This is a genomic window from Sphingomonas humi, from assembly GCF_039536725.1.
GTDB lineage: Bacteria > Pseudomonadota > Alphaproteobacteria > Sphingomonadales > Sphingomonadaceae > Sphingomicrobium > Sphingomicrobium humi.
This window is the reverse complement of record NZ_BAAAZD010000002.1, coordinates 1-24,875: the sequence shown is the minus strand read 5'-3', so window position 1 is coordinate 24,875 and position 24,875 is coordinate 1. Positions and strand designations below refer to the sequence as shown.

The window sequence follows — 24,875 nt, the reverse complement described above, 5'->3', positions numbered from 1 at the left end:
TTTCCTACACATAACCTATTTGGTACATTGATCGGATCAGCAACTTCCGGATCACCAGATGGCCACACCCGCCACCCCCGCCACTCTCGACGACTCCACCCCCCTCGCCCAGCGCCTCGCGCTCGCCGGCGAAGGCGCCACCCGGCTCGACGGCTGGACCCCCGCCCGCATGGCTGCCTTCGTCGATGCGCTCGCCGCCACCGGCTGTGTGGAGACCGCCTGCGCCCATGTCGGTATGGCCAAGTCCGGCCTCTATGAAGCGCGCCGGCGTAATCCGCTGTTCGCCCTCGCCTGGGAGGATGCGCTGCTCGACGGCGCGCTGCCCAGGCTTGCCGACGAACTCCTCACCCATGCCTTCAAGGGCTCGGTCGAACGCTACTACCGCGACGGCGAACTGACCGGCGAACGGCATTTCACCGACACCCGCCTCGGCCTCGCGCTGCTCAAGCGCCTCGACCGCAAGGCCGCCGAGCGCGCCGCCGCCGACAAGGCCGCGGCGGAAAAGGAACGCCTCGCCGCCGCGCAGGCCGCCCGCATCGCCGCGCGCGACGCGGAATTCGCCGGTTTCGGCAAAGTGGACGAAGTGGACGACCGGGCTTTTATCCCCACCCTCGATCACCCCCACCCCCGCATCGTCCGCACGCCCACCGGCTGGCAGACCAGCTTCCCGCCCCCCGCCGACCGCGCCGCCGAGGATGAGGCTCGGGCCTTCGATGACGGTTGCGAAGACTTTCCCTTCGGCGGCGACACCTTCGACCCGCTCGTCATCCAGGACCTCGCGCCCGAAGACCGCTGGCCCGGAAGCCCCGGCTACAAGCGCTATTGCACCGTCGCGGAGGAAACCGCGCTGGACCGCTGGGTCGATCGCCAGTTCGCGCCCGTCCACGCCGAACACGCCCGCTTCTTCGATGTGTTCGCAAGCCACGGCGGCAACGACGACACCGGCCTGCTGCTCCCGCCCGGCGACGGCGCCCCCACCGCCTCACCGCCGTCCCTGCAGGCCTAGCAGGCAACCACCGCCGCCGTCATTGCGAGCAACGCGAAGCAATCCACACCCTCCCGCCCCGCACAAACCCGCGAAAGGAACCACCCCCACCCCCACGCTCGTTACCCGCGCGGCATGATCCGCGAGCTTCCTCACCTGACCCGCCGCTCGATGGCCTCGCCGTGGCGGATGCTGGCGATGCGGGCGGGGATGGCGCTGTCGCTGCTCGCGGTCGCCTTCTGCTTCCTGTGGTTCGACCGCGACGGGCTGAAGGACAATCTCGACGGCGTCGTAACCTTTGCCGACACGCTCTATTTCACCATGATCACCGTCACTACGGTCGGTTATGGCGACATCGTGCCGGTGACCGAAAAGGCGCGGCTGATCGATGCCTTCCTGCTGACCCCGATCCGCCTCTTCATCTGGCTGATCTTCCTCGGCACGGCGTTCGAGCTTCTGTTCAAGCGGGTTTACGAAAGGTGGCGGATGAAACGCATCCAGGAGGATCTGTGCAACCATGTGGTGATCGCCGGCTTCGGCAAGAACGGCAGCAGCACCGCCGAACGCCTGCTCGCCGGCGGGCTGAAGCCGGCCGAGCTGGTGGTGATCGATTGCTGCGAAAAGGCGTGCGAGATGGCGCGGGCCCTGGGCGCCGCGGTGATCCAGGGCGATGCCAGCCGCGACGAGCTACTGGAAGCGGTCCGGATCGGCCAGGCCCGCCGCCTGATCGTCTCGGCCGGGCGCGACGACACCGGGATCCTGATCGCTTTGTCCGCTCGCAAGCTTGCCCCCGGCCTCCCCATCGCGATCGCCATCCGCAATCAGGACAATGAGGATATCGCCGAGGCCGCGGGTGCCAGTCAGGTCGTCAATCCGGTCACCGTCACCGCCCGCCTGCTTGCCGAGGGCTAAGCAATAAGCGGTTCAGCCGCAGGAGGTTAGAGGAGGAACCATGCGCCGCCAGCTCGCTTCTCCGGCCGACCGGGCCCGCTCGATCGGGCTTGCCGCGCTGATCCACGTCGCCCTCGCCTATGCGCTGCTGACGGGCCTCGGGGTCACGCCCTCCCCGGCAAAGCTGGCCGAACCGCTGACCCTGCTCGACCTCAAAGAGGATCCCGATCCTCCCGCGACTCCGATGCTGCCCGAAGCAGCGCCCAAGCCGACCGAACGCGCCAAGGATCCCGAAGGCGCCGCCGCTCCCCCGGCGCTCAAGAACACCCCCACCCCGGTCGTCGCCCCTCCGCCTCAGGTGAAGCTACCCATCCCCCCGCCGCTCCCCGCCTCCCCGCTTCCCGGCACCGGCTCGGCCCCCAATCCCGGCGCGGCACCGGTCGATGGGCCGGGGACCGGGCGCGGCGGCGAAGGTGACGGGCTCGGCGCGGGCCGCTCGGGCAATGGCACCGGCGGCGGTGGCGGCGGCGGCGTGGCGCAGGGCCCCGACTATGTGTCGGGCGACATCCTCGAACGCGACGCGCCCCGCGGGCTCGAGCTCTCCCGCCCGCGCCAGGTCAGCTTTCGCCTCCTGATCGGCCGCGACGGCGGGATCCTCGAATGCCGCATCACGCGCTCCAGCGGTATCGGCGCGCTCGACGGCGCGACCTGCGCCGCCGCCTCACGCCGACTCCGCTTCCGCCCCGCCCGCGACACCGCCGGCCGCCCGGTCGAAGCCTGGACGCCCGGCAATTTCGAATGGCTTCCGCGCCAGGGCGCCGACCGCTGGGTCGATCCGGTCGAGGTCCGCGACTAGGCTAGAATTGCGCCACCTGCGCATAGCCATAACGCGCCACCACCGGCCGCCCCGCGGCGTCCCGCGCCGGCCGGAAACGCAGCTTGCGCACGACCAGCGCGCAGGTTTCGGCATCGATTTCCGGCACCCCGCTCGACTGGAACACCCTGCAGTCGCTGGCACGCCCGTTCAGCAGCACGTCGAACGTCACCAGCACCCGCTTGCCCGACGGCCACGCGCGCCGGTTCTCCGAACCATAGTCGCGCTGCGTCAACGGCCTCGAGGCGAGGCTCGGCCTCGTCGCCGCGCCGCCATCGCCCCCGCCGCCCGGACCCGATCCCGCGCCGCCCGACCCCGTGCCGTTGCCCTGTCCGCCAGCGCCGCTGCCAGGCCCGTCGACCGGCGCTGCCCCGCTGGCTGGAGCGGTCCCCGTCCCAGGAGCCGGCGCGGCAACGACCGGGGGCGGCGGAGGCGGCAGCTTCACGACCGGCTCGACCTTCTTGACCGGCGAGGGTTCGGCCTTCTTCGCCGGCGGCGCAGCGGCGCCCCCCTCCTTCGGCGCAGCGCGGCTTTCCACCACCGGCGACGGGGGCGGGGGCGGCGGCTTGGGCAGCACCACGTCGAACACCTGGAGCGGCTGCTGAAGCGTCCTCGTGATCGACCCCGCCGGCGCCAGCGACAGCAGTCCGCCGATCACCGCCGCATGGACCAGCACCACCAAGGCAGCAGCCCCGGCCCGGTCACGTCGTCTCAGCGTCGATCGTTGCATCGCCGTCCTGAACGCCGGGCGCCCTGCGGCGGCTCCGTCAGCCGAAGATCCAGTCGAGGCTCATCATCACCGCCAGCCCCACCATCAGTGCAAAGGTGGCGGTTCCTTCCTGATGGTCGCGGTGGGTTTCGGGAATGATCTCGCTCGACACCACCCAGATCATCGCCCCGCCAGCAAAGCCGAGGCCCCATGGCAGCAACTCGCTCGACAGGCTGATCGCGGAAATGCCGAGGAAGCCCCCGACAGGCTCGATCAGGCCGGTCAGCACCGCGATCACGAAGGAGAAGACGCGCCCATAGCCGACCGCGGCAAGGCTCAACGCGACGGCCAGCCCTTCCGGCACGTTCTGCAGCCCGATCCCGAAGGCGGTGGCATAGCCGGCGGTATGGTCGGGGCTGCCGAAGCTCACGCCCACTGCCAGCCCTTCGGGAAAATTGTGCAGCGAGATGGCGATCACGAACAGCCAGATCCGCGCCAGCTTGCTCTTCTCCGCGCCGCTCATCGGTCCGGAGATGAAATGCTCGTGCGGCGCGACGCGGTTGAGGAGATGCAGCGTTCCCGCCCCCAGCAGGATCGCCGCCCCAACGATCAGCGCAGCAACCGTCTTGTTCCCGCCATGAAGGTCGCCTGCCGCGTTCAGGCCCGGGATGATCAGCGAAAAGAAGCTCGCCGCCAGCATGATCCCCGCTGCAAAGCCGAGGAAGATGTTCTGCGTGCGCTGGCTGATCGACCGCATGAAGAAGACCGGAAGCGCGCCGACCGTGGTCGCCTGCCCCGCAAGGAAACTCGCCAACGTACCCGTGGCGACCAGCCCGAGGCTCATGCAGCGGTCCCGTCGATCGCAAGCCGCATGGTCAGCGCCATCGCCTCGCCCGGCTCAAGCACCTTCAGGCCAAGGTCGCCCCACCGCTCTTCGGGTTCGTTCAGCGCGGCGTTGGCGTGGGTGACCGGCTCGGCGACGAAGATGCCGCCGCTTTCGGGCGAATAAAGCTGGAAGAAGCGCGCTTCCTCGCTGGACAGCCGAAGCGGCCCCGGCCATGCGGGATCGCTCAGCACCGCTTCGCCGCCCCAGCCCCCGAACCCGTGGTCGAGCCCCTGCCCGCAGACCGCACGATCGCCAAGGTCGTAGCGGCCAACCGCAGGCACTTCGCCAACCGGCAGCACATGCTCGTCGATCTCGAAGGCGGTGCGGACGCTGGTGCGGATCCGCGTTTCGCCGGTGCAGGGAAAATAGGGATGCTGCCCAAGCCCGCAGGGCATCGGAGTGACGTCACGGTTGCGGCATTCCAGCCGAAGCGTCAGCCCTTCTTCTTCGAGCGAGAACAGCTGCCGCACTTCATAGGCCCACGGCCATTCGCCGGCCTCGTGGACGAAGCGCAATTCGGCTTCCCGCGCGCTGCTGCGCTCGACCGTCCAGCTGCCCAGCCAGCCCTGCCCGTGCAGCGGCGAAATGTCGTTCGCCATGTTGGGCCGGATCACGACCTCGCGGCCGCGGAAGGTGAAGCGTCCGCCCCTGATGCGGTTGACGAACGGCACCAGCGGGAAGCTCGCCATGTCGAGCACATGGTCGGCGCCTTCGCGCGGCGCGCGCAGCAATGGAATGCGGCTGCCATCCCCGACGAACGTCAAATCGTGGATCGCCCCGCCAGTCGCCGGAGCGATCCTCAGCGCAAGCGAACCGGCCTCCAGCGTCAGCAACATGTGGTCTGCTTGCAACATGAACCCGTTCTTGGCCGCTTGTTCAGGGCATCGCAACTGATCTGGGGATAAATACCTCTCCTTCGGCTTGCGAACTTGTTGTCAGGGCGCGATTTACCGGTTCCCGAGCACGGGCAAGGATGCGATCATGCGCACACGGGTTAAGGACTATATCGAAGTCAGCGACTACACGTCGCTCGACCGGCTGATCACCACATTGAACGCGATCCGCGACAGCCTGCCGGAAACGGCCGAGCCGGAGCTGAAGATGCGCGGCGATGACGTGTTCGGACGTCGTCTCTCGATCACCTACTGGCGTGAGCTCACCGTCGAGGAACAGGCTGCCGACGCCAAATATAGCGCGGTCGGCGCCGAGTTCGCGGCGCTTGCCGCCAAGCTCGACGACGTTCCGTACGAACAAGCGTCCAAGCGCCGCCGCAAGGCCGCCTGACGCTCGCTTCTCCGCCCTGCAACGGCGGGGCGGTTCACCTCACCATTCGGCGAAGCTGCCATCGCGGTGGCGCCAGATCGGGTTGCGCCAGCGATGGCCGTCCCTGGCCACCTCGCGCACCTTGGCCTCGTCGATGGTGACGCCAAGACCCGGCTTGGTCGGAATGGGCAGGAAGCCGTCAACCGGGCTCAACACTTCGGGGTCGGTGATGAACTCCAGTAGGTCGTGCCCGACGTTGTAGTGGATGCCGAGGCTCATTTCCTGGATCGCGACGTTCGGCGCATTGGCGGCGAGTTGCAGGCAGGCCGCGAGCGCCAGCGGACCCAGCGGGCAGTGCGGCGCGACGGCCACGTCATAGGCTTCGGCCATCGCGGCGATCCTGCGGCACTCGCTGATCCCGCCGGCATGGCTGAGGTCGGGCTGGATGATGTCCACCGCGCCGCGTTCGAAGAAGGGCTTGAAGTCCCACCGCGAATACAGCCGTTCGCCAAGCGCGATCGGGGTCGACACCAGCCCGGCGATATCGGCCAGTCCTTCCGGATTCTCGCTCAGCAGCGGCTCCTCGATGAACAGGAGGCCGAGCGGCTCGAGCACCTTGGCAAGCTGCTTGGCCATCGGCCGGTGCACGCGGCCGTGGAAATCGAGGCCCACGTCCATGCCCTGCGCCTGCGCTGCCTGCACGCGGCTGATAACCTCGTCGAACAGGCGCGGCGTGCCGATCCAGTCGAGCTCCGCGGTGGCGTTCATCTTGACGGCGGAAAAGCCCTGCGCCTTGCGGGCCGCGGCGGCGCTCTCGATCTCGTGCGGCTTGTCGCCGCCGATCCAGGCATAGGCGCGGATCTGGTCGCGGACGCGCCCGCCCATCAGTTCCCACGCCGGCACGCCAAGCGCCTTGCCCTTCAGATCCCACAACGCCTGGTCGAGCCCCGACAGCGCGCTCATCAGCACCGCCCCGCCGCGGTAGAAACCGCCGCGGTAGGCGATTTGCCAGATGTCCTCGATCCGCGCCGCGTCATGGCCGATGAAGCGGTCGCGGATCGCCTCGAAAGCGCCGTTGACGGCCTCGGCATGGCCTTCGAGGCTCGCTTCGCCCCAGCCGCTTGCCCCGTCCACGGTCTCAACCCGCACGAACAGCCAGCGCGGCGGAACCAGGAAGGTCTCGATCCGCCCGATCTTGAGCTCGCCGAGGGGCATCAGGCCGCCTCCGTGCCCGGGTGGACGTCGGTGATCGCGAATCCCTTGTTCTCCGCCGCATTGGGCGAGGAGGTAACCGCCGGTGGCCAGCAATCCTGCCCGATCGGCTTGATCGGCACCGCCAGGCATACCGACGAGGCCGGAAGCACGTCGCGCCAGTCCTTGATCAGTTGCTTGTAGGCCTTGCCGACGTTGCGGATGTTGCGGTCGAGGTCATACAGCCCGAGCGGGTTCACGTTGCCGTTCTTCTCGCGCAGCGCGGTGTCCCAATCGACCTGGTCGGTCAGGCTGTACCAGGTGAAGCCCACCGTCGGGATGCCCACGTTGCGCAGGCGCAGCACGTTGGCCCATTCCTTCCACAGCCATTGGACCGCTTCCTGCCCCGTCGGCCCTTCCTTGAGGTTGGTCTCGGTGTGCATGATCGGGAGGCGGTAGCGGTTGTGATACTGCCGCGTGATCTCGCAATAACCGAAGGTCTCGCCCGCCGCCTCGGTATGTCCGTCGGCGTGGACCCGGTGCTCGTTGGTCCAGTAATAATCGTTGCCCAGGATGCAGTGCTGCTTGACCCGGTTGCCGAGGAAGAAGTGATATTCCTCCCGGGTCATCCCGTTATCCATCAGATATTCGTACATCTCGCTGTCGACCCGCCGCCCGTAATTGAGGTCGAGCGTCAGGAAACGGCGGCTGTTGAGCACTTCGGCGGGGCCGATCGCGGCGGGGCTGTCGGCGTGGAAATATTCGCTTGATTCGGACTGGATGAAGATGGCGTCCGGGCGCCGCTTCAAAATCTCCACCATCGCCAGCACATTGGCCTTCACGATGTGCTTGATCGCGGTGACGAAGCTGCGGTCGGTCCGCTCCTGCTCGTTCCACCAGCCGTATTTGGCGCTGAAGGCGGCGCAGATGAACATCTCGTTCACCGGGGTGTAGAGCTGGATCCACGGATAGCGCTCGGCGAAATCGGCGGCGTAATTGGCGAACTGCTGGGCAAAGTCCGGATTCTGGAAATTGCCGATCCAGTCGGGCACGCCAAAGTGGCACAGGTCGACGATCGGGGTGATCTCGCGCCGCTTCAGGTCGTTCAGCGTCAGGTCGGCGAATTCCCAGTCATATTTGCCGGGGCCGAGGAAGGTCTTGTGCAGCGGCGGGCCGAAGCGAAGATATTCGATCCCGATATCCTGGACGCAGTCGAAATCCTCGCGCCAGCGCCGGTAATGGTCCGACGCCTCCATCTGGTCGACGCGGGTCTTACCGCCGTTGATGGTGGGGATGGAATTCTCGATCCCCGTGGCGAACATGAAATTGGCGATTGTTGCCTCCTGGCACTGCGACCGCTCAAGTGGCGGTCAACGATCTCAGCCGGCGAACGGCTGCTCCGCTATACCCGCAACGCCCGGCATCGTCATAAACAAGCCGCCCGCATAAGGTTGCGCGGAAAGGTCGACTTCCGTCAGGCCGATGCGGGCGGAAGTGATGAAAAGACGGTCGAGCGAGGGGCCGCCGAACGCGCAGCTGGTCGGCCGCTGCACCGGCACGCGAAGCTCGGCCAATCGCTCGCCCCGCGGCGACAGGCGGCGCAGGCACCAGCCGTCCCAGAAGGCGATCCACAGGCAGCCCTCGGCATCGACCGTCATCCCGTCGGGATAGCCATCGCCCTCGCCGTAGCGGGCAAGCTCCAGCTTGTTGAGCGGCGTGCCGTCGGGCGCCAGGTCGTAGCGGTAGGTCACCTGCCGCGCGCTGTCGTTTGCGTACATGGTCCTTCCGTCGGGGCTGAAGGCCGGGCCGTTGGTGACCCTGAACCCGTCGTCGATCCGGGTGCAGGCAAGGTTCTTGTCGATCCGGTAGAAGGCGCCCGTCGCGGCCTTCTCCTCGTCGTCCATCGTGCCAGCGAACAGCCGGCCGTGGCGGTCTACCTTGGCATCGTTGAAGCGGTTGGTATCGCGGTCTTCCTCGGGGTCAAACATCAGCTCGAACCGCTCGAGCGCCAGGTCGACATGCGCGATCCCGTGCTCGGTCCCGGCGATATGCCCGCCGCTCGCCCGCGGGATCAGGCTGCCGATCCTGAACGGGGTCGGGATCTCGCGCAGGTCGCGGCCGTCCGCATCGAGCAGGAACAGCTTGCGGCCCTTGATGTCGACAAAGGAAAGCGTGCTCGTCTGCGGGTCCCAGTGCGGCCCCTCCCCGAGCAATGCTTTCACATCGGCTATGCAGGTGACGTCCATGGGGTCGGTAAAATAACGCTCCTGCCGCACATGGGTAGGACCCTTGTCGCTTCCGTGCGTTTTTCTTGCCATGAGCGGTGTCATGTGGACCGAGGGATACATTGCAGTCGACTGGGGAACCACCAATCGGCGCGCCTGGCGGGTGCGCGATGGCCGGGTCGAGGAGGAATTCGCCGACGACCTCGGCTTCACCAGCGTCCCTTCGGGCGGCTTCCCGGCCGCGGTGGAGCAGATCCGCCAGCGGCTCGGTGACCTGCCCCTGCTGATGGCAGGGATGGTCGGCGCGCGCGGCGGGTGGGTGCCTGCGCCCTACCTCCCCTGCCCGCTCGACCTCGCGACGCTTGCTGCCGGCCTGATCGAGGTCCCCGAAAGCCGCGCCTTCATCGTCCCCGGCGCAAGCTTCGTCGATGGCCTGCGTGCCGACGTCATCCGCGGCGAGGAAACGCAATTCTTCGGCGCGGTCGATGCCGGCCTGTGCCCGTCCGACGGTCTCATCTGCCATCCTGGCACGCACAACAAATGGGCGCTCATGCAAGGCGGTCGCTTGGTCTGGTTCCGCACCGTGATGACCGGCGAGATGTTCTCGATCCTGAAGGCACAAAGCCTGCTCAAGGCCTGGCTCGACAAGCCCGCGCACCCGGGCAAGCTGTTCGCCGAAGGGGTCGCCCGCGGCCTCGAAGGGCGGGCCGTCACCGCCGACCTGTTCACCGTCCGCGCCCGCGTCCTCCTCGGCACCCTCGCTGAGGCCGATGTGCCGAGCTTCGTCAGCGGGCTGCTGATCGGCGCCGACGTCCGCACCGGCCTCAATGGCATGCCCGAGGGCGAGGTGATCGTCATGGGCCGCGGGGCGCTGACCCAGCTGTACGCCGCCGCGCTGACCCAGTTCGGCCGGCCCAACCGCCAGGTCGACGGCGAGGAGGCCTTTCTCGCCGGCACCAACGCCATCGTGGAGCGCCTGTCATGACCGCCGAAGCCGACTTCGCCCGCCACCTCGGGACAAGCCCGCTGGTCGCCATCATCCGCGGCGTCACGCCCGAGGAGGTCGTCGCGGTTGGCGAGGCGATCCTGGCGGGCGGAATCCACATCATCGAAGTGCCCCTAAACAGCCCCCACCCGTTCGAAAGCATCGACCGGCTGTCCAAGGCGCTCGGCGACCGCGCCCTGGTCGGCGCCGGCACCGTCCTCGACACGCTGAGCGTCGCGCGGGTCAAGGATGCCGGCGGCCGCCTGATCGTCGCCCCCAACACCAACGCGCAGGTGATCGGCGCCGCCGTCCAGGCCGGGATGGTCGCTGCCCCCGGCTATTTCACCCCGACCGAGGCCTTCACCGCGCTGGACGCCGGCGCCCAGGCGCTCAAGCTCTTCCCCGCCGAAGCCGCCACGCCTTCGGTCCTGAAGGCCCAGCGCGCGGTGCTGCCAAAAGACCTTCCGGTCCTCGTGGTCGGCGGGGTCCAGCCCGACGGCATGCGCCCGTGGCTCGATGCCGGCGCCAACGGCTTTGGCCTCGGCTCGGGCCTCTACGTCCCCGGCCGCAGTCCCGACGAAGTCCACGCCCGCGCCCGGGCCTATGTCGCGGGAGCGGCCAAATGAAGCCGATCCGCACCGCGATCATCGGCTTCGGGAAGATCGCCGAGGACCAGCATGTCCCCGCCATCGCCGGCAATCCGCGCTTCGAACTGGCCGGCAGCGTCAGCCGCCAGGGCAAGGGCCCCGCGCCCAACTTCACCTCCGCCGAGGATCTTCTCGCCGCCGTCCCCCACCTCGAGGCCGCGGCAATCACCACCCCGCCCGGCCCGCGGTTCGACATCGCGCGCCTGTGCATCGCCCGCGGTCTTCACCTGCTGCTCGAAAAGCCGCCCTGCACCACGCTTGGCGAAATCGAGGAGTTGCGCCGCCTCGCCGCAGCCGCCGGGACCACGCTCTTCACCACCTGGCATGCGCAGCACAATGGCGGCGTCGCGGCGGCGAAGAAGCTGCTCGCCGGCCAGCGGCTCCGCTCGATGAAGATCAGCTGGCACGAGGACGTGCACAAATGGCACCCCGGCCAGCAATGGGTGTTCGATGCGGGCGGTTTCGGCGTGTTCGACCCCGGCATCAACGCCTTCTCGGTCGCCACCGCCATCCTTCCGGCGCCGCTGTTCGTGCGCGAAGGCACGCTTTTCTACCCCGCGAACGCCCACACCCCGATCGCCGCCGAACTCGCCTTCACCTCGCCCGCCGCCGATGGCCCGCTCACCGCCAGCCTCGACTGGCGCAAGACCGACGGCGAGGAATGGACGATTGTGATCGAAACCGCCGATGGCGCGCAGTTGAAGCTCCTCGACGGCGGCGCCCGCTTGCAGCTCAATGGTGACGAGGTCGCCGCCAGCAGCATCGGCGAATATCCCGACCTCTACGCCACCTTCGCCGAGCTGATCGACCGGCGCGCCAGCCTTGTCGATGTCGAGCCCCTCCGCCTGGTCGCCGACTCCCTTCTGGTCAGCAAGCGGGAGATAGTCGAGGCGGTGACCGTCTAGCGCCGGATCACTGGGCCCGGCTGCGCCGTCTCGGTCGGGCTCAGCGCCCTGATCCGCGGCCAGCCGTCGACCCATTCCAACCGGTCGAGCAGCATCACCCGGCGCGTGTTCATGTCGTCACTCGAGTTCGTCCGCGGCCGCCGCGCGTCTACCGCGTGATAAAGGATCCAGTCGGTCCCCTTATCGTCGCGGATCACGCTGTTGTGCCCCGGCGCGACCCAGCGCTGGCTAGCTTCCAGCACCAGGTAGAGCGGCCGATCCCGCACCTCGAACGGCCCGGTCGCCGACCGGCTGCGCGCTACCATGGTCGCATAATGCGCCTTCGGCCCGCAGCAATTGTCGCCCGAGAAGAACAGATAATACCAGCCGTCACGTGCGGTGACCCACGCTCCTTCGACCAGCCGTCGATATTCGCGCGCGTCCTCGGTCCTGATGACCGACACCAGCTCCACCGGCTTGCTGCCCGCCGCAAAGCCCAATCCGTCGACGCTCAGTTCCTGCACCTTGATCGGCCCGAACCCGGATCCCCAGTAGAGCCATGTCTTCCCCGTCGCGGAATCGTCGAACACGAACGGATCGATGTTGACGAAGCTTTCCCCGCACAGCAGCGGCGACCCCTTGTCGGTAAACGGCCCTTCGGGCCTGCTCGCCGTCGCCACCGCCAGGCACAGCCCGCGCTTGTCGTCGGTCAACGCGGCATCGGGCTTGGCCGAATAGTAGAGCAGCCACCTGTTCCCGCGCCGGACCACGTCGGGCGCCCAGAAATCCTGCGTCCGGCTGGCCCAGCCGGGCTTGACCGGAAGGACGTCGGCCAACGGCTCCCATCGCGCCAGGTCTTGCGACCGCGCCGCCTGGATGTTGCGCATCGGCTCGCCGCCCTGCGTCGCATAAACATAGAAGGTGCCGTCCTCGGCCCGAACCACCGCGGGATCGGGGAAATCCGCGTCGATCACCGGGTTCGTGTAGGTGGGCGGCGGCGCCATGGTCGCGCAGCCGGTGAGCAGCAGGCCAAGGCCGAGAAACAGGGCTTTCATCAGCCCGGAACCTAGGCCCCGCGCCAACCCCTTGCCTAGTAGGATTTGGCGGTTCAGGATCGCTCATGAGTGCCAAGCCGCTGAAATCATTGTAAGTGGACGAACTGGACGATATGCTTTTTCTTCCCACTGTCGTTGCGAGGAACGCGGCGACGAAGCGATCCATTGCGCGGCAAGGTGGATTGCTTCGCTTCGCTCGCAATGACGGGAAGAGCTTGGTTCAGTGACCGACCTCCTCACCTTCGCCGTCGAAGCGACCGAGGAAGGTGACGGCTTCTCGCTCGCCGTCTCGCCCAGCGACGGAAGCGGCGTGCGCTTCTACAAAGTGGACGGCCCCGAACCCGCCGCCTTTGAAGCCATGTTCGACAAGCTCCACGCCGACTTCGGCACCCGCCGTTCGCACCATGTCGACGCCATAGAAGACTATCCCGCGCCGCCCTGGCGTCCGCTCATCACCGGCAACCTCCATCCCCGCATCCTGTCGGGCTATGGTGACCCCGCCGTGCTCCGCACCGACGACGGCTGGTGGCTGGTCGCCACCTCCAACGACGCCCCCGATGCCTTCCCGATCCTTCACTCGACCGACCTCGAGACATGGTCGCCCAAGGGCTTCGTGTTCGAGGAGGGCCAGACCCCCGGCTGGACCGCCTCGGGCCTCAAGGTGGGCGATTTCTGGGCACCCGAAATCGCCCGCGTCGGCGAGGAATATTGGCTGAGCTACACCGCCCGCAGCCACGACCGAACCCTTTCCATCGGGCTTGCCCGCGCTTCCCACCCCGCCGGTCCGTGGACCGACAATGGCGCGCCGCTGCTGACCGGCACCGTCATCGACAGCCACGTCCATGTCGATGCCGACGGTACGCCCTGGCTCTTGTGGAAGAAGGACAGCAACAGCCACTGGCCCCGTCCGCTGGCGGCGCTGCTGCGCGACAATCCCGACCTCGTGCCCGTTCTGTTCGACGATGAAGGCGACCGCCGCACCGCCGCTTTCTGCGCCGCCGTCCAGCCCTTCGCCAACACCCGCCGCCCGATGGAGCGTTTCTTCCTCATGCAGCCGCTGATCCGCGCGGCGCTGGCTAATTGGCGCAAGGTAAAGGCGGCGCTTCACGACAGCGGCATCGCGGCCCATGTGATCGAGAATATGGCGACTCCCATCTACGCGCGGCAGATCGCCGCCGATGGCCGCAGCCTGGTCGGCGACCAGCATCTCCTCCTCGCCAACGACCTCGACTGGGAAGGCCATCTCATCGAAGGTCCCTACCTGACGCGGCAGGACGGCCGTTACTACCTCTTCTACGCCGGCAACGACTTCACTTCGCCGAGCTACGGCATCGGCTATGCCGTCGCCGATCGCCTGACCGGGCCATGGCGCAAGGCCGGGCAGCCCTTGCTCCGCTCGCACCCGGACTGGTCCGCCCCGGGCCATGCCTCGGTCTCGGTCGGCGTCGACGGGGAACCGCGCTTGTTCTTCCACGCCTATCATCCCGGCACCGGCGGCTATAACGTGTTCCGGGCCCTGATGACGGTCGGCCTCGCGTTCAGCGGAGACGAGGTTCGTTTGGTCCCGTGAGCTTGGAGGAACGATCCGTGCGGCGACTGGCCCTGTTGGCGTTTGTGATGGCAGGCACCGCGGCTCCGGCCCAGCAGCGCCCTCTGATGGAGCCGGTGCTCCGCGAAAATTTCCCCGACGCTTTCGTCATGGCGGAAGGCAATGGCAGCTTCATCGCCTATGCCACCAACGACGGCGAGAACGTGCCGATGGCCGTAAGCCGCGACCTCGTCACTTGGACCATCCTCAGGGATAGCTCGGGCAAGAAGCTCGACGCGATGCCCATCCTCGCTCCCTGGGTGAAACCCGGCTTCACCTGGGCTCCCGAGGTGATGAAGGTCGGCGCGAAATACCTCCTCTACTACACTGCCAACCACCGTGCCGCCGACAAGCAGTGCATCGGCGTCGCCGCCAGCGACGCCCCGCGCGGGCCCTTCGTCGACACCTCGGCCCAGCCGATGGTCTGCCAGTTCGATCTCGGTGGGTCGATCGACGCCAACCCGTTCCGCGACAAGGACGGCAAGCTCTATCTCTACTGGAAGGCCGACGGGAACCGCATCGGCAAGCGCAGCCGCCTTTACGGCGCGGCGCTGTCCGCTGACGGCATGACGCTTGCCGGCGCCGCGACCGACGTCGGGCTCACCGACGAGGACGCATGGGAACAGCGCGTGATCGAAGCCCCGACCATGCTCCGCGTCCCCGAAGGCTATGCGATGCTCTATTCGGGGGGCTACTTCGGCTGGAACGACGATCAGCGGCTGTCGCCCTACGCGATGAACTGGGCGCGTTGTTCAGGCCCGCTGGGCCCGTGCAAGGACGCCGGTCCGACGCCCATCCTCAACAGCTATGCGCGGCCCGGCAAGGAAGGTTGCCTGTCGGGCCCCGGCCACCAGTCGGTGTTCCGCGCCAATGGCGGCACCTTCATCAGCTTCCATGGCTGGTCGGCGACCCGGGGCTGCCGCAAGGCGGAGGGCAAGCGCTTCTTCTACGTCGCTCCGTTCGGCTGGGAGAATGGCGCCCCCGCCATTGCCCCCAGCCTCAGGCCCGGAAACTGAAAGGCGGTCGTCAGAAGCGGAAACGGACCCCGCCCGACAGCACGCTTTCCTCGTAGCGCACGACCATCGGGAAGATTTCCGTCTTGGTCGGAACACCGTTGTTCCGCTTGCTGTAGTCGACCCGCACGATGTCCGACTTGAACGGCTTGGACAGGATGTTGGTCCAGTCGAAGAAGAAGGTCAGGTGCGGCGTGAAGGCATAGCTGCTCGACCAGTCGAGGCGCGACGTTCCGCGGCCGTAGCCTTGGCGGGTGAACACCGGGCAGCTCTCGCAATCCTCGACCAGCGCGCCTTCCGGATAGCCCGTCCGCTTGTTGTAGGCGAGGCGCGCCGTCAGCCCGCCGGCCTCGTACATGCCGACCAAATTGTAGGTCCACTTGGACACGTCGGGGATGCGGTCCTTGATCGTCGTGCCCGAATTCAGGACCCCAGGGGTCTGGAACAGCAGGAAGTTCGCCTTGGCGTCGATATAGGTCGCGTTGGCCTCGACCCCGAATGACTTCAGGAAGGAGGGCATTCCGCCGAAATCAAGGAAGGTGCGGATCTGCGCTTCGACGCCCTTGATGGTCGCCTTGTTGGTGTTGACCGGCCCGGTCACCCGCAGCGGCGCGCCGGTCGTGGGATCGGGCTGCGCAAAGGTAAAGGCGCGATTGGCGATGAAGCCCTTCATGTCGCGGTAGAAGCCCGCAAGCGACACGAACCCGGTGCGGGTGAAGTAATATTCGAGGCTGGCGTCGTAGTTGTTGCTGTCGAGCGGCTTCAGGAACGGGTTGCCGCCCGAAGCCAGACGAACGCACTCGGTACCGGGCGGAAGCGACCCGCAATTGGGCGGCGCGCCAAGCGCAAGGGCCGGGTTCAACTGGCCAAAGCTCGGCCGCGTCCGGGTCTGCGTCGCCGCAAGCCGCAACTGCAGCTGCGGCGTCAGCCGGAACTTCAGCAACGCATTGGGTAGGAAGTCGGTATAGTCATTCTTGAAGGCGACCGGCGTCGCCCCGGTGGTCCCGAACAGGGTACCGGTGATGTCGTCCCTGGTACGTACGGCGCGGATGCCGAAGTTACCTTCGACCCCGATCCCGCCAAGATCGAAGGTTGTGTTGGCCTGCACGTAGCCGGCCAGCGTCTGCTCGTTGATCCTGAAGGTCCGTCCCGGATCGTCGAGCGGTCCGCGCAGCGACGCGCGGGCGGGCAGGCCGATATTGAAATTGAAGAGCTGGTCGAAGTTGAACTGCCGCAGCGCGCGCAGGTTGCTCCACACGCTGTCGAATGTCGGGCTCAGCCAGGTGATCGGCGAGGGCTTGTTGTTGTCCCCGCGGAACGCCGGATCGTAGAGCACGTAGTCGAGCGGCACGGCGCTGATCGGAATGCCGCGTTCGCGAAGGTTGTAGTAGACGTCGCCGGCATTGGCGCCTGCATTGCGATCGACGAAGCGGACACCCCATTGCAGCGACTTGAGGAAGCTCAGGCCCGCCGGCTCGTAGGTGAAGTCGAGGCGCGCCTGCCAGTCGTCTCCCTTCGCGGTGAGATAATCCTCGAACAAGCCGCGATAATTGTAGATTGACGGATCGGCGAAGTTCAGACCGCGGACTTGGAAGGTCGGACCCGAGCCGCCCGGGCGCCCGGTAAACCAGTCGACCGAATAGTTGTTGCGGTTGATCTCGTAATCGATGCTCTCGGTCCTGAGGTCGAACTGGCTGTCGGTGCGTGCAACGTCCGCGGTGATCAGCAGCGGCCCTGCGTCATAGCGTCCGCCGACCGCGAACTGATAGGTGTTGGTGCGCCGCTTGGTAGCGCCCTGGAAGCCCCAGGTCTGATTGCCGCCGCAGCAGCCGTAGGGCGTGGTCACCGTTCCGCTGATGATGCGGTTCGACCCCTGGTCGAAGACGATGTTGGAATAGGTGTTCCCGCCCCAAAGGGGCTGCGCCCACATCCGGTCGCTGACGTTCTCGCGGTAACCCTGCCACAGGCCTTCGGCATAGAATTCGAGATCTGGCGACGGGCGCCACTGCAGTGCGCCGTTGATCGAGGGCCGCCAGCGATCGCCTTCGCCATAGCGGATTTCGGGCCAGTCGGGCGACCGGCCGCCAGCGAGATCGGCGATGAAGAAGCCGTGGCGCCGGATCGAATCCTGGTAATGCAGCCGCGTGTAGGAGAAGTTGATCAGCGCGCCGACTTCGCCGGCACCGGTCTGCCAGCGATCGCTCAGCAGCAGCTGCGCATTGGGCTGAAAATCGCGCGACTGGCGTGGATAGACCGCCCACACCGAGCCTGCGACTTCCGTTCCCGAAAAGTCGAACGGACGGCGCGAGCGCACATTGACGAGGCCGGCGAGCCCCGGTTCGACCAGGTTGGCGCTCGACGTCTTGAACGCCTCGATCGCGCTGATGCCGCCCGCCGGAAAATCCTGCAGCGCAACCGAGCGGGTTTCCGCGGTGAAGATCTCCCGGCCGTTATAGGTGGTGGTGTAGTAAACCTCGTCGAGGCCGCGCAGGAGCACGTTGCTCGCTTCGCCGCCGCTCCGCTCGACCTGGATACCGGGAATGCGCGCGGCCGTGTCGGACACCGCAATGTCGGGCAGCTTGCCGATGTCTTCGGCAACGATGGCATCGACGATCTGATCGCTATTCCGTTTGATGTTCTGCGCCGACTGCAGCGAGCGGCGCAGGCCGGTGACGACAACGGTCTGGCTATCGTCCGCGGCGGCGTCGGCCGCGGGTCCGCTCGCCACGTCCTGCGGCGCGCTTGCGCTCGGCTGGGCGGGGCCTGGCTGTGCAGCTTGCTGCGCTACTGCAGGTGTCGCCGCGGCAAGCACGGTGAAGCTTGCCGTCGCGAGTGCGAGTGTCCGAATGCGCATATGGTTCTCCCCAGGCCTCCTCGGCGCTGGGCTGTGCCATGCGCCCCTGTTACGCCGTTGCTACACCCCCGAAGCATTGCGGTTCAATAACGCAGGTTATTGCACGTCCGGAACAATCACAGATTGTTGCATCTGGGTAACTACTGCACTTCGTCAAGAAATTCGTTCACCCGCCGGTCCGCATCGGACAGGGCTTTTGCGATGGGTTTCTGGCCGGTGATCGCCGCCGCCATTTCCTCGCCGACCAGCCCCTCGATCGCGTTCTGGCGAAGCACGCCGTCGGGCAGCGCGCGGCCGATCCGCGCGACGACCGCGATGTCGCGGCGATGCGGCAGGGAAAGGAACTGCCGACCATCGATAACCGCCTGCACCGAAGGCAGGTGGCCGGTCCGCGCCCAGTCACCGTTGCGTGCCGCCATGAACCGGAAATAGTCGGCGATCGCCTGTCGTTCGGCCGGTGTCCGCGCGCGCTTCGGAACGACCCAGGCGTGACCCGATACGAACATCAGGTTCCTGCCATAAAGCTGCGGGAACGGTTGCACCGAATAGCTCTGGAACAGTGGCCGGCCGCGCGTCTTTTCTTCGGTTTCGAACTGGCCGATCATCCACGTGCCGGTCGGATAAACCCCGCCCTCGCCGTTCATGAAGGCAGCAATGGCTGCGGGCGTGTCCATGTTGCTGGTGCCGATCCCCTCGCGGGTGACGTCGCGGAACAGCTCGGCGACCCGCCGTCCTTCGGGCGTGTCCAGGCGGATGTGCTTCGGATCGGAAAAGACCGGCGCGCCCTGTGTCATCATGTAGGTGTAGAGGATCCGGGCGGCGCCCGCCGGATCGCCGACCAGGCTCTGGATCAGGTACGGCTTGCCCGTCCGTTCGCGGAATTGACGGCCCTGCGACAGCAGCTCCTCGGGGCTGCGCGGAAGGATCGGGTTGCCGTCAGCGCCGACCAGTCCTGCCTTCCGGAACAGGCCAAGATTGATGTGCCACAACCCGCCATGCGTGTCCCATGGCAGGCCGTACATCCGCCCCTTCCACGTTACCCCTTGCCGCGCAGCAGGAGTGAATATGCCGGGCGACAGCCCTGCCGCCGCCAGATAGGGCTCGACTGGTTCGAGCAGTCCCTTGCCGGCATAGTCGGGAATGACGCCCGAATGCATGGTGACGAGGTCCGGCGGCTGCCGCGCGGCCATCTGTGCCGTCAGCTGCGAATAGCCCGGCCAGGCGACCACGTTTTGGCTGACCCGCGCCTCCGGATGCGCGCGCTCGAACGCATTGATCAGCGTGGTGATGATCCCGCATTCGCCCTCGGCTTTGGCGACGTCGGTCGCGGTGCCATAGTCGCTCGTGCATTCGCCGAAGAAGCGCTGGATGTAGAGCCCCTGCCCGCGCTCGCCCGGTGAGCAACTGCCGAGCGCCAAGGCTGCGCCAAGAACCAGCGCGCGCCTCATTTGAGGGCGGTCCCGGCCATCGCCGCAATGATCTGCTTCTGGAAGATGAGGTAGACGATGAAGATCGGCAGCGAGGCGAACACCGCCTGCGCCATCAGATACCCCAGCCCGCTGGTCTGCGCATAGTTCATCTGCGCCGCGGCAAGGCCGACCGTCAGCGTGTACATCTCGCTTCGCGTCGCGCTGATCAGCGGCCACCAGTAATCGTTCCAGGAACCGAGGAAGGTGAACACCGCAAGCGTTGATTGCGCAGGCCTGGTCAGCGGCAGGATGATGCGGGTGAAGATACGCCAGTGGCTCGCCCCGTCGAGCAGCGCCGCTTCGTCCAGCTCACGCGGGATCGCCCGCATATATTGGGTCATGAAGAAGACGCCGAAACTGGTCGTCAGTCCGGGGAGGATCAGCCCCGGATAGCTGTTGTGCAGGTTGGCCCAGGCGAACAGCTGGTGCTGCGACAGGATCACCGCCTGCCCCGGGATGGCGAGCCCCATCAGCACGAACAGGAACAGCGGGCGCCGACCCGGAAAATCCAGGCGCGCGAAGCCATAGCCGGCTAGGCTGGTCAGGATCAGCACGCCGATCGTCGTCCCGGTGGACACGATCAGGCTGTTGACCAGCCATCGCATGGTCTGGCCATTGCCGAAGATCGCGGCATAATTCTGCAGCGTCCACGGCGGGCTCAGCGCCGCGCTGCTGTTGCCGACCAGCGCAGCGTTGGCCTTGATGCTGAGGAGGATGGTCCAGACCAGTGGCGTCAGCATGATCGCCGCACCGACGAGCACCCCGATCAGCGCGGGAAGCGGCAGGCGCGTCCGGGCGGCTACGGCGTCAGCGGCCACCCTCGCCCTCCCCGGCCCTTCCGGTCAGCCAATATTGCGCCAGCGTCACGCCAAGGATGATAACGAACAGGACTTCTGCCGCCGCTTGCGCATAGCCGAGTTCCCACCGCCCGAACGCCACTTCGTTCATGAACAGGACCACCGTTCGCGACGCGCCGCTCGGCCCGCCCGCGGTGAGCAGCTGCGCCTGTCCGAACAATTGCAATTGCGCAGCGGTCTGCAACATCACGACCAGGATGGTGGTACGTTTGAGCGACGGGAGCGTGATCGACACGAACGTCCGCCAGCGGCTTGCCCGGTCGAGCGCCGCCGCCTCGTAAAGATCGGCCGGGACCTGCTGCAATCCGGCGACGAACAGCAGCATCGGCAATCCGATAGACCACCAGATCGTGGTGATGGCCAGCGCCCATAGCGCTAGGCCGGGGGAGGATAGGAAGGGCACGGGCTCGGCCCCGATCGCCTTGGCGACCTCGCCAAGCAGGCCGGCATCGGGCGCGAGGATGAAGCGCCAGATCAGGGTCACGATCGTCACCGACAGCACGGCCGATGAAAAGAATATCCCCCGCAGCACGGCCGCCCCGCGGCTCGCCCGGTTGAGCGCCAGCGCAAGGGCCAGCGCGATCACAGTCAGGATCGGCACGACCATCAGGGTGACGACGAAGGTATTGACGAGGCTCTGCCCGAATACCGGATCGGCAACCAGCCGCGCGTAGTTTGCCAGTCCAGCGAACCGTCCGTCGCCCCAGATGTCGATGACGTGCAGTGACAGCCACAGGCCGTGCAGCATCGGCAGAATCAGGACCAGGCAGTAGATGAGGAGGAACGGCCCGACGAAGGCGAGTCCGGGATCACGCCTGATGCCCGTGCCGCTCACGCCTCGGCCCGGTGGAACCCGGTCCCGTCAGCCCCGAACAGATGGGCCGATCCGCCATCGATCGTCAGCGCGATCCGGTCACCGCTTTTGAGCGAGCTGGTCCCGCCGTCCTCGCCGGTGATCGCGCTACCGTCGGCCAGTTTGGCGTAAACCAGACTGCGGTCGCCGAGACGCTCGACCAGCACCACCTCGGCCGGGACTCCCGTTGCCGCGATGCGCACATGCTCGGGCCGCAGCCCAAGCTCAAGCGCGCCACCGTGCGGCAGGAGTGAGCGGGGAACCCCCGTCTCCACCCGCGACCCGTCGCCAAGCAACACTGCCGATTTGTCGCCGCCGTCGGCCAGCTGAACCGGCAGCACCGTCATCGCGGGCGAGCCGACGAACTGGGCCACGAACCTGTTGGCCGGACGCAGGTAGATTTCCATCGGCGCCGCGACCTGCTGGATACGGCGATCGTTGAAGACGACAATCCGATCCGCCAGGGTCATGGCTTCGGCCTGATCGTGCGTCACCATGATCACGGCGGCATCGACGCGGTTGCGCAACTGCGCCAGCTCGACCCGAGTCCGAAGCCGCAATGCGGCGTCGAGGTTGGACAGCGGCTCGTCCAGCAGGAAGAGGCTCGGCTTCTTGACGATGGCGCGGCCGATCGCAACCCGCTGCCGCTGCCCGCCCGACAATTGCGCCGGCTTGCGATCGAGCAGTGCTTCGATCTCCAGCACCCGCGCCGCATCTTCAATCAGCGAGGCGATTTCAGCCTGCGGCACGCTGGCGTTGCGAAGGCCGAATGCCATGTTCTCGCGGACGCTCATGTGCGGGTAGAGCGCGTAGGACTGGAACACCATCGCGACGTCGCGCTCGCCAGGGCCCAGCGTGTCGATCCGCCGTTCGTCGAGGATCACCTCACCGGCGTCGGCGGTCTCGAGCCCGGCGATGATCCTGAGCAAAGTCGTCTTGCCCGACCCCGACGGGCCAAGGAACGCAATGAATTCGCGCGGGGCGATGTCGAGATCGACGGCGTCTAGAACCTGCGTCCCCTTGAACGCTTTCGATACGCCACGAAGCTGAAGACCAGGCACGCCAGTCAGCTTAGCGGGGCGGGTCGTTGCTGCAACACGCTTTCTCTACCCACTGGTCATCGCGGTGCGACGGCGAGCAGCCTCACGGTCTGTTCGAACAACTCTGGTGTCGCCGCGGCGACGATCGCACCGCTGTCGAAGTCGGTGCCGCCCCGCCAGTCGCCGATAACACCGCCCGCGCCCCGCACTACCGGCACCAGCGCGGCCCAGTCGTGGCGCTTGAGGCCGCTTTCCACCACGAGATCGAGGTGCCCCGCCGCAAGCCGAGCATAGGCCAGCGCGTCATAGCCGAAGCGTGCCAGCCGGGCCGCCTTGCGCACCCGTTCGAACGCCTCCGCTTCGGCCCCTGCGAAAAGGTATGGGTCAGTCGACGACAGTCGTGCCTCGCCGAGCGCCGAGCAGTCCGAAACCTTCACCACCTCGCCGTTCAGCCGCGTTTCGCCCGGCAGCCCGATCATCAATTCATCAAGCGCGGGGGCATCGATGAAGCCGGCCACCGGTTCGCCCGCTTCCACCAGTGCGACCAGCGTCGTCCAGCTCGGCAATCCGCAGATCAGCGCCCGCGTGCCGTCGATCGGGTCGAGCAGCCAGCGCCGTGGCGATCCGGCCCGGACGAGGTCATATTCCTCGCCCTCGATCCCGTCGCCGGGAAACACCGCCTCGATCGCTGCCCGCAGCGCCCGTTCAGCGCCGCGGTCAAGCTCGGTCACGGGATCATAGGCCCCCTGCCCCGCCTTGTTATCGGCAGTCGGCACCGGCGCGTGAAGGGTAACGGCGCGCGCGACCTGGGACAGTTGCTGGAGAAACGGGAGGAGGTCGACCATGAGCGTTGCACTAGCCTAGTCCTCCGCCTGCGTCTTCTCGGTCCAGCAGGGGATTGCGCAGGAACTCGGAACGTCAGACCGCCTGTTTGTCCCGCACGCGCAGGGTGGCGAGCGCGGCGAGCCCCATCACCCCGGCAGCAAAAGCCATCGTCCAGATCGGCTGCCCCGGGAAGAAGGCCTTCATGATCGAACCCATCACGGTCGCGACCAGCAGCTGGGGGACGACGATGAAAATGTTGAACAGGCCCATATAGGTGCCGAGCTTGGCCTGCGGCAGCGCGCTTGCGAGGATGGCGTAGGGCATGGCGAGGATCGAGGCCCAGGCGATCCCGACTCCGATCTCCGCGAACAGCAGGTGCTGCGGATCGCGCAGCAGGAAGAAACTGGCATAGCCGAGCGCACCTGCCGCGAGGCAGAGGGCATGAGTCCGGGCCTTGCCAATCCGCCTTGCCAGCGCGGGGAGAAGCGCGAGGGCGGCGATGGCGGCCACCCCGTTATATACAGCAAACAGCACGCCGACCCAGTTGCCTGCCTCCTGGTAGAGTGGACTGTCGGGATCGCTCGCACCGAAGAAGTTCAGCGCGACCACGGGAGTGGTGTTGATCCACATGATGAACAGCGCCGACCAGCTGAAGAACTGGACGAGCGCGAGCTGCTTCATGACCGGGGGCATGCCGGAGAAATCGCCGACGAGGCTGCCGAGCATGTTGGGCGCCCTGCCCCGCTTGGCCGACGCGATCGCGATTGCCGACAGCAGCCCGTAGACGATCAGCAGGCCGCCGAGCAGGTAGACTTCCTTTTCGAGCCCGAATTCCGCGACCGAGAAGAGGACTACGGCCCCTGCAGCAATCCAGGCCAAGACGGCCGAATAGCTCCGCGCGGCAAGGGCGCGCATCGTTTCGCCTTCGCCGCTTTCCTCAGCCGCTTCCTCGCCGAAGCTGCGCATCTGGTCAGGGGAATATTCCCTGGTCGTGAAAACCGTCCAAGCGACGGCGGCGAACAGCGCTGCGCCGCCGGCCCAGAAGCTCCATTTGACTGTGTCGGGAATGTCGTGGGCGGCGGCCACGTTGCTGACCCCGAAGTGATCGAGCAGATAAGGGAAGATCGACCCGATCACCGCGCCTGCGCCGATGAAAGCAGTCTGCACCGCATAGCCCGCGGTATGCTGGTCCTTGTGGAGCATGTCGCCGACAAAGGCGCGGAACGGCTCCATCGAGATGTTGAGACTGGCATCCAGCGTCCACAGGAGGAGCGCGGCCATCAGCAGCACATGCGCCAGCGGCATGAAGATCAGCGACAGGGCGGCGAGCAGGGCGCCGGCCACGAAATACGGACGGCGGCGGCCGAACCGGCCAAGCCAGGTGCGATCGCTCATGAAGCCGATGATCGGCTGGACCAGGAGGCCGGTCAGCGGCGCGGCGACCCACAATGCGGGAAGATCGTCGAGGCTTGCGCCAAGCGACTGGAATACCCGGCTCATGTTTGCATTCTGAAGCGCGAACCCGATCTGGATGCCGAAGAAGCCGAACGAAATGTTCCACAACCCCGCCCAGCTCTGTCGCGGCTTTTCGAGCCGGCCCGTCACCTGATCCATGCACGCTCCTCCTGCGCTGGAGACAAGCAGGAAAGCCGCGCGGTGCCAATGCTTTGTGCGGTGCAGCAGAATAGGTATTCACAGGTGACAGAGGCGGTGTGCGCGCTAGCGTCGGCCGTCGAGAGCGAGGGGAAACGACGACATGGCCGTAGCTGCACCAGCCGATC

At 66.8% G+C, this 24,875-nt stretch carries 23 protein-coding genes; 9 read left to right on the top strand and 14 right to left on the bottom strand.

Going from position 1 to position 24,875, the window contains the following annotated elements; translation table 11 throughout:
• The first annotated feature begins 58 nt into the window (after positions 1-58).
• The 3 genes from ABD729_RS07915 (at position 59) to ABD729_RS07905 (ending at position 2,732) form a co-directional block, all read left to right on the top strand.
• Complete coding sequence (locus tag ABD729_RS07915) at positions 59-1,006, top strand: hypothetical protein (protein WP_344709683.1); 948 nt, start codon at positions 59-61, stop codon at positions 1,004-1,006.
• A 114-nt stretch (positions 1,007-1,120) separates the two neighbouring features.
• The gene (locus tag ABD729_RS07910) at positions 1,121-1,897 is read left to right on the top strand and encodes a potassium channel family protein (protein ID WP_344709682.1); all 777 of its coding nucleotides are present in this window, start codon (positions 1,121-1,123) and stop codon (positions 1,895-1,897) included.
• A gap of 40 nt (positions 1,898-1,937) precedes the next feature.
• Entirely contained in the window at positions 1,938-2,732 is a 795-nt protein-coding gene (locus ABD729_RS07905; protein WP_344709680.1) for an energy transducer TonB, read from the top strand.
• Between the two features lies 1 nt (position 2,733).
• Here the strand turns inward: ABD729_RS07905 and ABD729_RS07900 are convergent, their stop codons facing one another.
• Genes ABD729_RS07900 through ABD729_RS07890 form a run of 3 tightly spaced genes read right to left on the bottom strand, consistent with a single transcriptional unit; the run spans position 2,734 to position 5,199 of the window.
• Entirely contained in the window at positions 2,734-3,480 is a 747-nt protein-coding gene (locus ABD729_RS07900) for an energy transducer TonB (RefSeq protein WP_344709679.1), read from the bottom strand.
• Between the two features lie 37 nt (positions 3,481-3,517).
• Positions 3,518-4,303 carry a ZIP family metal transporter gene (locus ABD729_RS07895; protein ID WP_344709678.1) on the bottom strand — a complete coding sequence of 262 codons (786 nt, stop codon included), beginning with the start codon at positions 4,301-4,303 and terminating at the stop codon, positions 3,518-3,520.
• On the bottom strand, positions 4,300-5,199 hold the full coding sequence (locus tag ABD729_RS07890; RefSeq protein ID WP_344709677.1) for an aldose 1-epimerase: 900 nt from the start codon (positions 5,197-5,199) through the stop codon (positions 4,300-4,302). The genes ABD729_RS07895 and ABD729_RS07890 overlap by 4 nt, the downstream gene beginning before the upstream one ends.
• A 127-nt stretch (positions 5,200-5,326) precedes the next feature.
• On the opposite strand from ABD729_RS07890, the gene ABD729_RS07885 reads away from it, so the two are divergent.
• The gene (locus tag ABD729_RS07885; RefSeq protein WP_344709676.1) at positions 5,327-5,629 is read left to right on the top strand and encodes a hypothetical protein; all 303 of its coding nucleotides are present in this window, start codon (positions 5,327-5,329) and stop codon (positions 5,627-5,629) included.
• Positions 5,630-5,668: 39 nt separating this feature from the next.
• On the opposite strand, the gene dgoD is transcribed toward ABD729_RS07885, so the two are convergent.
• The 3 genes from dgoD to ABD729_RS07870 are packed head-to-tail and all read right to left on the bottom strand — an operon-like array spanning position 5,669 to position 9,117.
• Positions 5,669-6,823, bottom strand: coding sequence for a galactonate dehydratase (dgoD, locus tag ABD729_RS07880; protein ID WP_344709675.1), 1,155 nt, complete (start codon positions 6,821-6,823; stop codon positions 5,669-5,671).
• On the bottom strand, positions 6,823-8,121 hold the full coding sequence (locus ABD729_RS07875) for a family 1 glycosylhydrolase (protein WP_344709674.1): 1,299 nt from the start codon (positions 8,119-8,121) through the stop codon (positions 6,823-6,825). Before ABD729_RS07875 ends, dgoD begins: the two co-directional genes overlap by 1 nt.
• A gap of 57 nt (positions 8,122-8,178) precedes the next feature.
• A complete protein-coding gene (locus ABD729_RS07870) occupies positions 8,179-9,117 on the bottom strand; it encodes an SMP-30/gluconolactonase/LRE family protein (protein WP_344709672.1) in 939 nt (312 codons plus the stop codon).
• Here ABD729_RS07870 and ABD729_RS07865 point away from each other — a divergent pair.
• The 3 genes from ABD729_RS07865 to ABD729_RS07855 are packed head-to-tail and all read left to right on the top strand — an operon-like array spanning position 9,116 to position 11,561.
• The gene (locus ABD729_RS07865; RefSeq protein ID WP_344709671.1) at positions 9,116-10,009 is read left to right on the top strand and encodes a 2-dehydro-3-deoxygalactonokinase; all 894 of its coding nucleotides are present in this window, start codon (positions 9,116-9,118) and stop codon (positions 10,007-10,009) included. The two genes, ABD729_RS07870 and ABD729_RS07865, sit on opposite strands and share 2 nt — an antisense overlap.
• A complete protein-coding gene (locus tag ABD729_RS07860) occupies positions 10,006-10,635 on the top strand; it encodes a 2-dehydro-3-deoxy-6-phosphogalactonate aldolase (RefSeq protein WP_344709670.1) in 630 nt (209 codons plus the stop codon). Before ABD729_RS07865 ends, ABD729_RS07860 begins: the two co-directional genes overlap by 4 nt.
• Positions 10,632-11,561: a Gfo/Idh/MocA family protein gene (locus ABD729_RS07855; protein ID WP_344709669.1), complete on the top strand. Its 930-nt coding sequence runs from the start codon at positions 10,632-10,634 to the stop codon at positions 11,559-11,561. The genes ABD729_RS07860 and ABD729_RS07855 overlap by 4 nt, the downstream gene beginning before the upstream one ends.
• Here the strand turns inward: ABD729_RS07855 and ABD729_RS07850 are convergent.
• Positions 11,558-12,595 (bottom strand): glycoside hydrolase family 43 protein, encoded by a 1,038-nt coding sequence (locus ABD729_RS07850; RefSeq protein WP_344709668.1) that lies wholly within the window; start codon positions 12,593-12,595, stop codon positions 11,558-11,560. The genes ABD729_RS07855 and ABD729_RS07850 overlap by 4 nt on opposite strands.
• Before the next feature lie 223 nt (positions 12,596-12,818).
• Between ABD729_RS07850 and ABD729_RS07845 the strand changes: the two genes are divergently transcribed.
• Together ABD729_RS07845 and ABD729_RS07840 are read left to right on the top strand one after the other, a co-directional pair.
• Entirely contained in the window at positions 12,819-14,165 is a 1,347-nt protein-coding gene (locus tag ABD729_RS07845) for a glycoside hydrolase family 43 protein (protein ID WP_344709667.1), read from the top strand.
• A gap of 47 nt (positions 14,166-14,212) precedes the next feature.
• A complete protein-coding gene (locus ABD729_RS07840; RefSeq protein WP_344709666.1) occupies positions 14,213-15,199 on the top strand; it encodes a glycoside hydrolase family 43 protein in 987 nt (328 codons plus the stop codon).
• Positions 15,200-15,209: 10 nt separating this feature from the next.
• Here ABD729_RS07840 and ABD729_RS07835 read toward each other — a convergent pair whose 3' ends face one another.
• From ABD729_RS07835 to ABD729_RS07805, 7 genes are all read right to left on the bottom strand, one after another.
• Entirely contained in the window at positions 15,210-18,050 is a 2,841-nt protein-coding gene (locus ABD729_RS07835) for a TonB-dependent receptor (RefSeq protein WP_344709665.1), read from the bottom strand.
• Positions 18,051-18,190: 140 nt separating this feature from the next.
• Positions 18,191-19,498: an ABC transporter substrate-binding protein gene (locus tag ABD729_RS07830; protein WP_344709664.1), complete on the bottom strand. Its 1,308-nt coding sequence runs from the start codon at positions 19,496-19,498 to the stop codon at positions 18,191-18,193.
• On the bottom strand, positions 19,495-20,337 hold the full coding sequence (locus tag ABD729_RS07825) for a carbohydrate ABC transporter permease (protein WP_344709663.1): 843 nt from the start codon (positions 20,335-20,337) through the stop codon (positions 19,495-19,497). The genes ABD729_RS07830 and ABD729_RS07825 overlap by 4 nt, the downstream gene beginning before the upstream one ends.
• Positions 20,327-21,211 carry a carbohydrate ABC transporter permease gene (locus tag ABD729_RS07820; protein WP_344709662.1) on the bottom strand — a complete coding sequence of 295 codons (885 nt, stop codon included), beginning with the start codon at positions 21,209-21,211 and terminating at the stop codon, positions 20,327-20,329. Before ABD729_RS07820 ends, ABD729_RS07825 begins: the two co-directional genes overlap by 11 nt.
• Complete coding sequence (locus ABD729_RS07815; RefSeq protein WP_344709661.1) at positions 21,208-22,290, bottom strand: ABC transporter ATP-binding protein; 1,083 nt, start codon at positions 22,288-22,290, stop codon at positions 21,208-21,210. The genes ABD729_RS07820 and ABD729_RS07815 overlap by 4 nt, the downstream gene beginning before the upstream one ends.
• A 56-nt stretch (positions 22,291-22,346) precedes the next feature.
• A complete protein-coding gene (locus ABD729_RS07810; RefSeq protein WP_344709660.1) occupies positions 22,347-23,114 on the bottom strand; it encodes an inositol monophosphatase family protein in 768 nt (255 codons plus the stop codon).
• 73 nt (positions 23,115-23,187) lie between these two features.
• Positions 23,188-24,708 (bottom strand): MFS transporter, encoded by a 1,521-nt coding sequence (locus tag ABD729_RS07805; RefSeq protein WP_344709659.1) that lies wholly within the window; start codon positions 24,706-24,708, stop codon positions 23,188-23,190.
• Between the last annotated feature and the right edge of the window lie 167 nt (positions 24,709-24,875).

Coding starts and splice junctions, on each gene's coding strand:
- ABD729_RS07915 (WP_344709683.1), top strand. CDS start 59: ATGGCCACACCCGCCACCCCCGCCACTCTCGACGACTCCACCCCCCTC.
- ABD729_RS07910 (WP_344709682.1), top strand. CDS start 1,121: ATGATCCGCGAGCTTCCTCACCTGACCCGCCGCTCGATGGCCTCGCCG.
- ABD729_RS07905 (WP_344709680.1), top strand. CDS start 1,938: ATGCGCCGCCAGCTCGCTTCTCCGGCCGACCGGGCCCGCTCGATCGGG.
- ABD729_RS07900 (WP_344709679.1), bottom strand. CDS start 3,480: ATGCAACGATCGACGCTGAGACGACGTGACCGGGCCGGGGCTGCTGCC.
- ABD729_RS07895 (WP_344709678.1), bottom strand. CDS start 4,303: ATGAGCCTCGGGCTGGTCGCCACGGGTACGTTGGCGAGTTTCCTTGCG.
- ABD729_RS07890 (WP_344709677.1), bottom strand. CDS start 5,199: ATGTTGCAAGCAGACCACATGTTGCTGACGCTGGAGGCCGGTTCGCTT.
- ABD729_RS07885 (WP_344709676.1), top strand. CDS start 5,327: ATGCGCACACGGGTTAAGGACTATATCGAAGTCAGCGACTACACGTCG.
- dgoD (WP_344709675.1), bottom strand. CDS start 6,823: ATGCCCCTCGGCGAGCTCAAGATCGGGCGGATCGAGACCTTCCTGGTT.
- ABD729_RS07875 (WP_344709674.1), bottom strand. CDS start 8,121: ATGTTCGCCACGGGGATCGAGAATTCCATCCCCACCATCAACGGCGGT.
- ABD729_RS07865 (WP_344709671.1), top strand. CDS start 9,116: ATGAGCGGTGTCATGTGGACCGAGGGATACATTGCAGTCGACTGGGGA.
- ABD729_RS07870 (WP_344709672.1), bottom strand. CDS start 9,117: ATGGCAAGAAAAACGCACGGAAGCGACAAGGGTCCTACCCATGTGCGG.
- ABD729_RS07860 (WP_344709670.1), top strand. CDS start 10,006: ATGACCGCCGAAGCCGACTTCGCCCGCCACCTCGGGACAAGCCCGCTG.
- ABD729_RS07855 (WP_344709669.1), top strand. CDS start 10,632: ATGAAGCCGATCCGCACCGCGATCATCGGCTTCGGGAAGATCGCCGAG.
- ABD729_RS07850 (WP_344709668.1), bottom strand. CDS start 12,595: ATGAAAGCCCTGTTTCTCGGCCTTGGCCTGCTGCTCACCGGCTGCGCG.
- ABD729_RS07840 (WP_344709666.1), top strand. CDS start 14,213: ATGGCAGGCACCGCGGCTCCGGCCCAGCAGCGCCCTCTGATGGAGCCG.
- ABD729_RS07835 (WP_344709665.1), bottom strand. CDS start 18,050: ATGCGCATTCGGACACTCGCACTCGCGACGGCAAGCTTCACCGTGCTT.
- ABD729_RS07830 (WP_344709664.1), bottom strand. CDS start 19,498: ATGAGGCGCGCGCTGGTTCTTGGCGCAGCCTTGGCGCTCGGCAGTTGC.
- ABD729_RS07810 (WP_344709660.1), bottom strand. CDS start 23,114: ATGGTCGACCTCCTCCCGTTTCTCCAGCAACTGTCCCAGGTCGCGCGC.
- ABD729_RS07805 (WP_344709659.1), bottom strand. CDS start 24,708: ATGGATCAGGTGACGGGCCGGCTCGAAAAGCCGCGACAGAGCTGGGCG.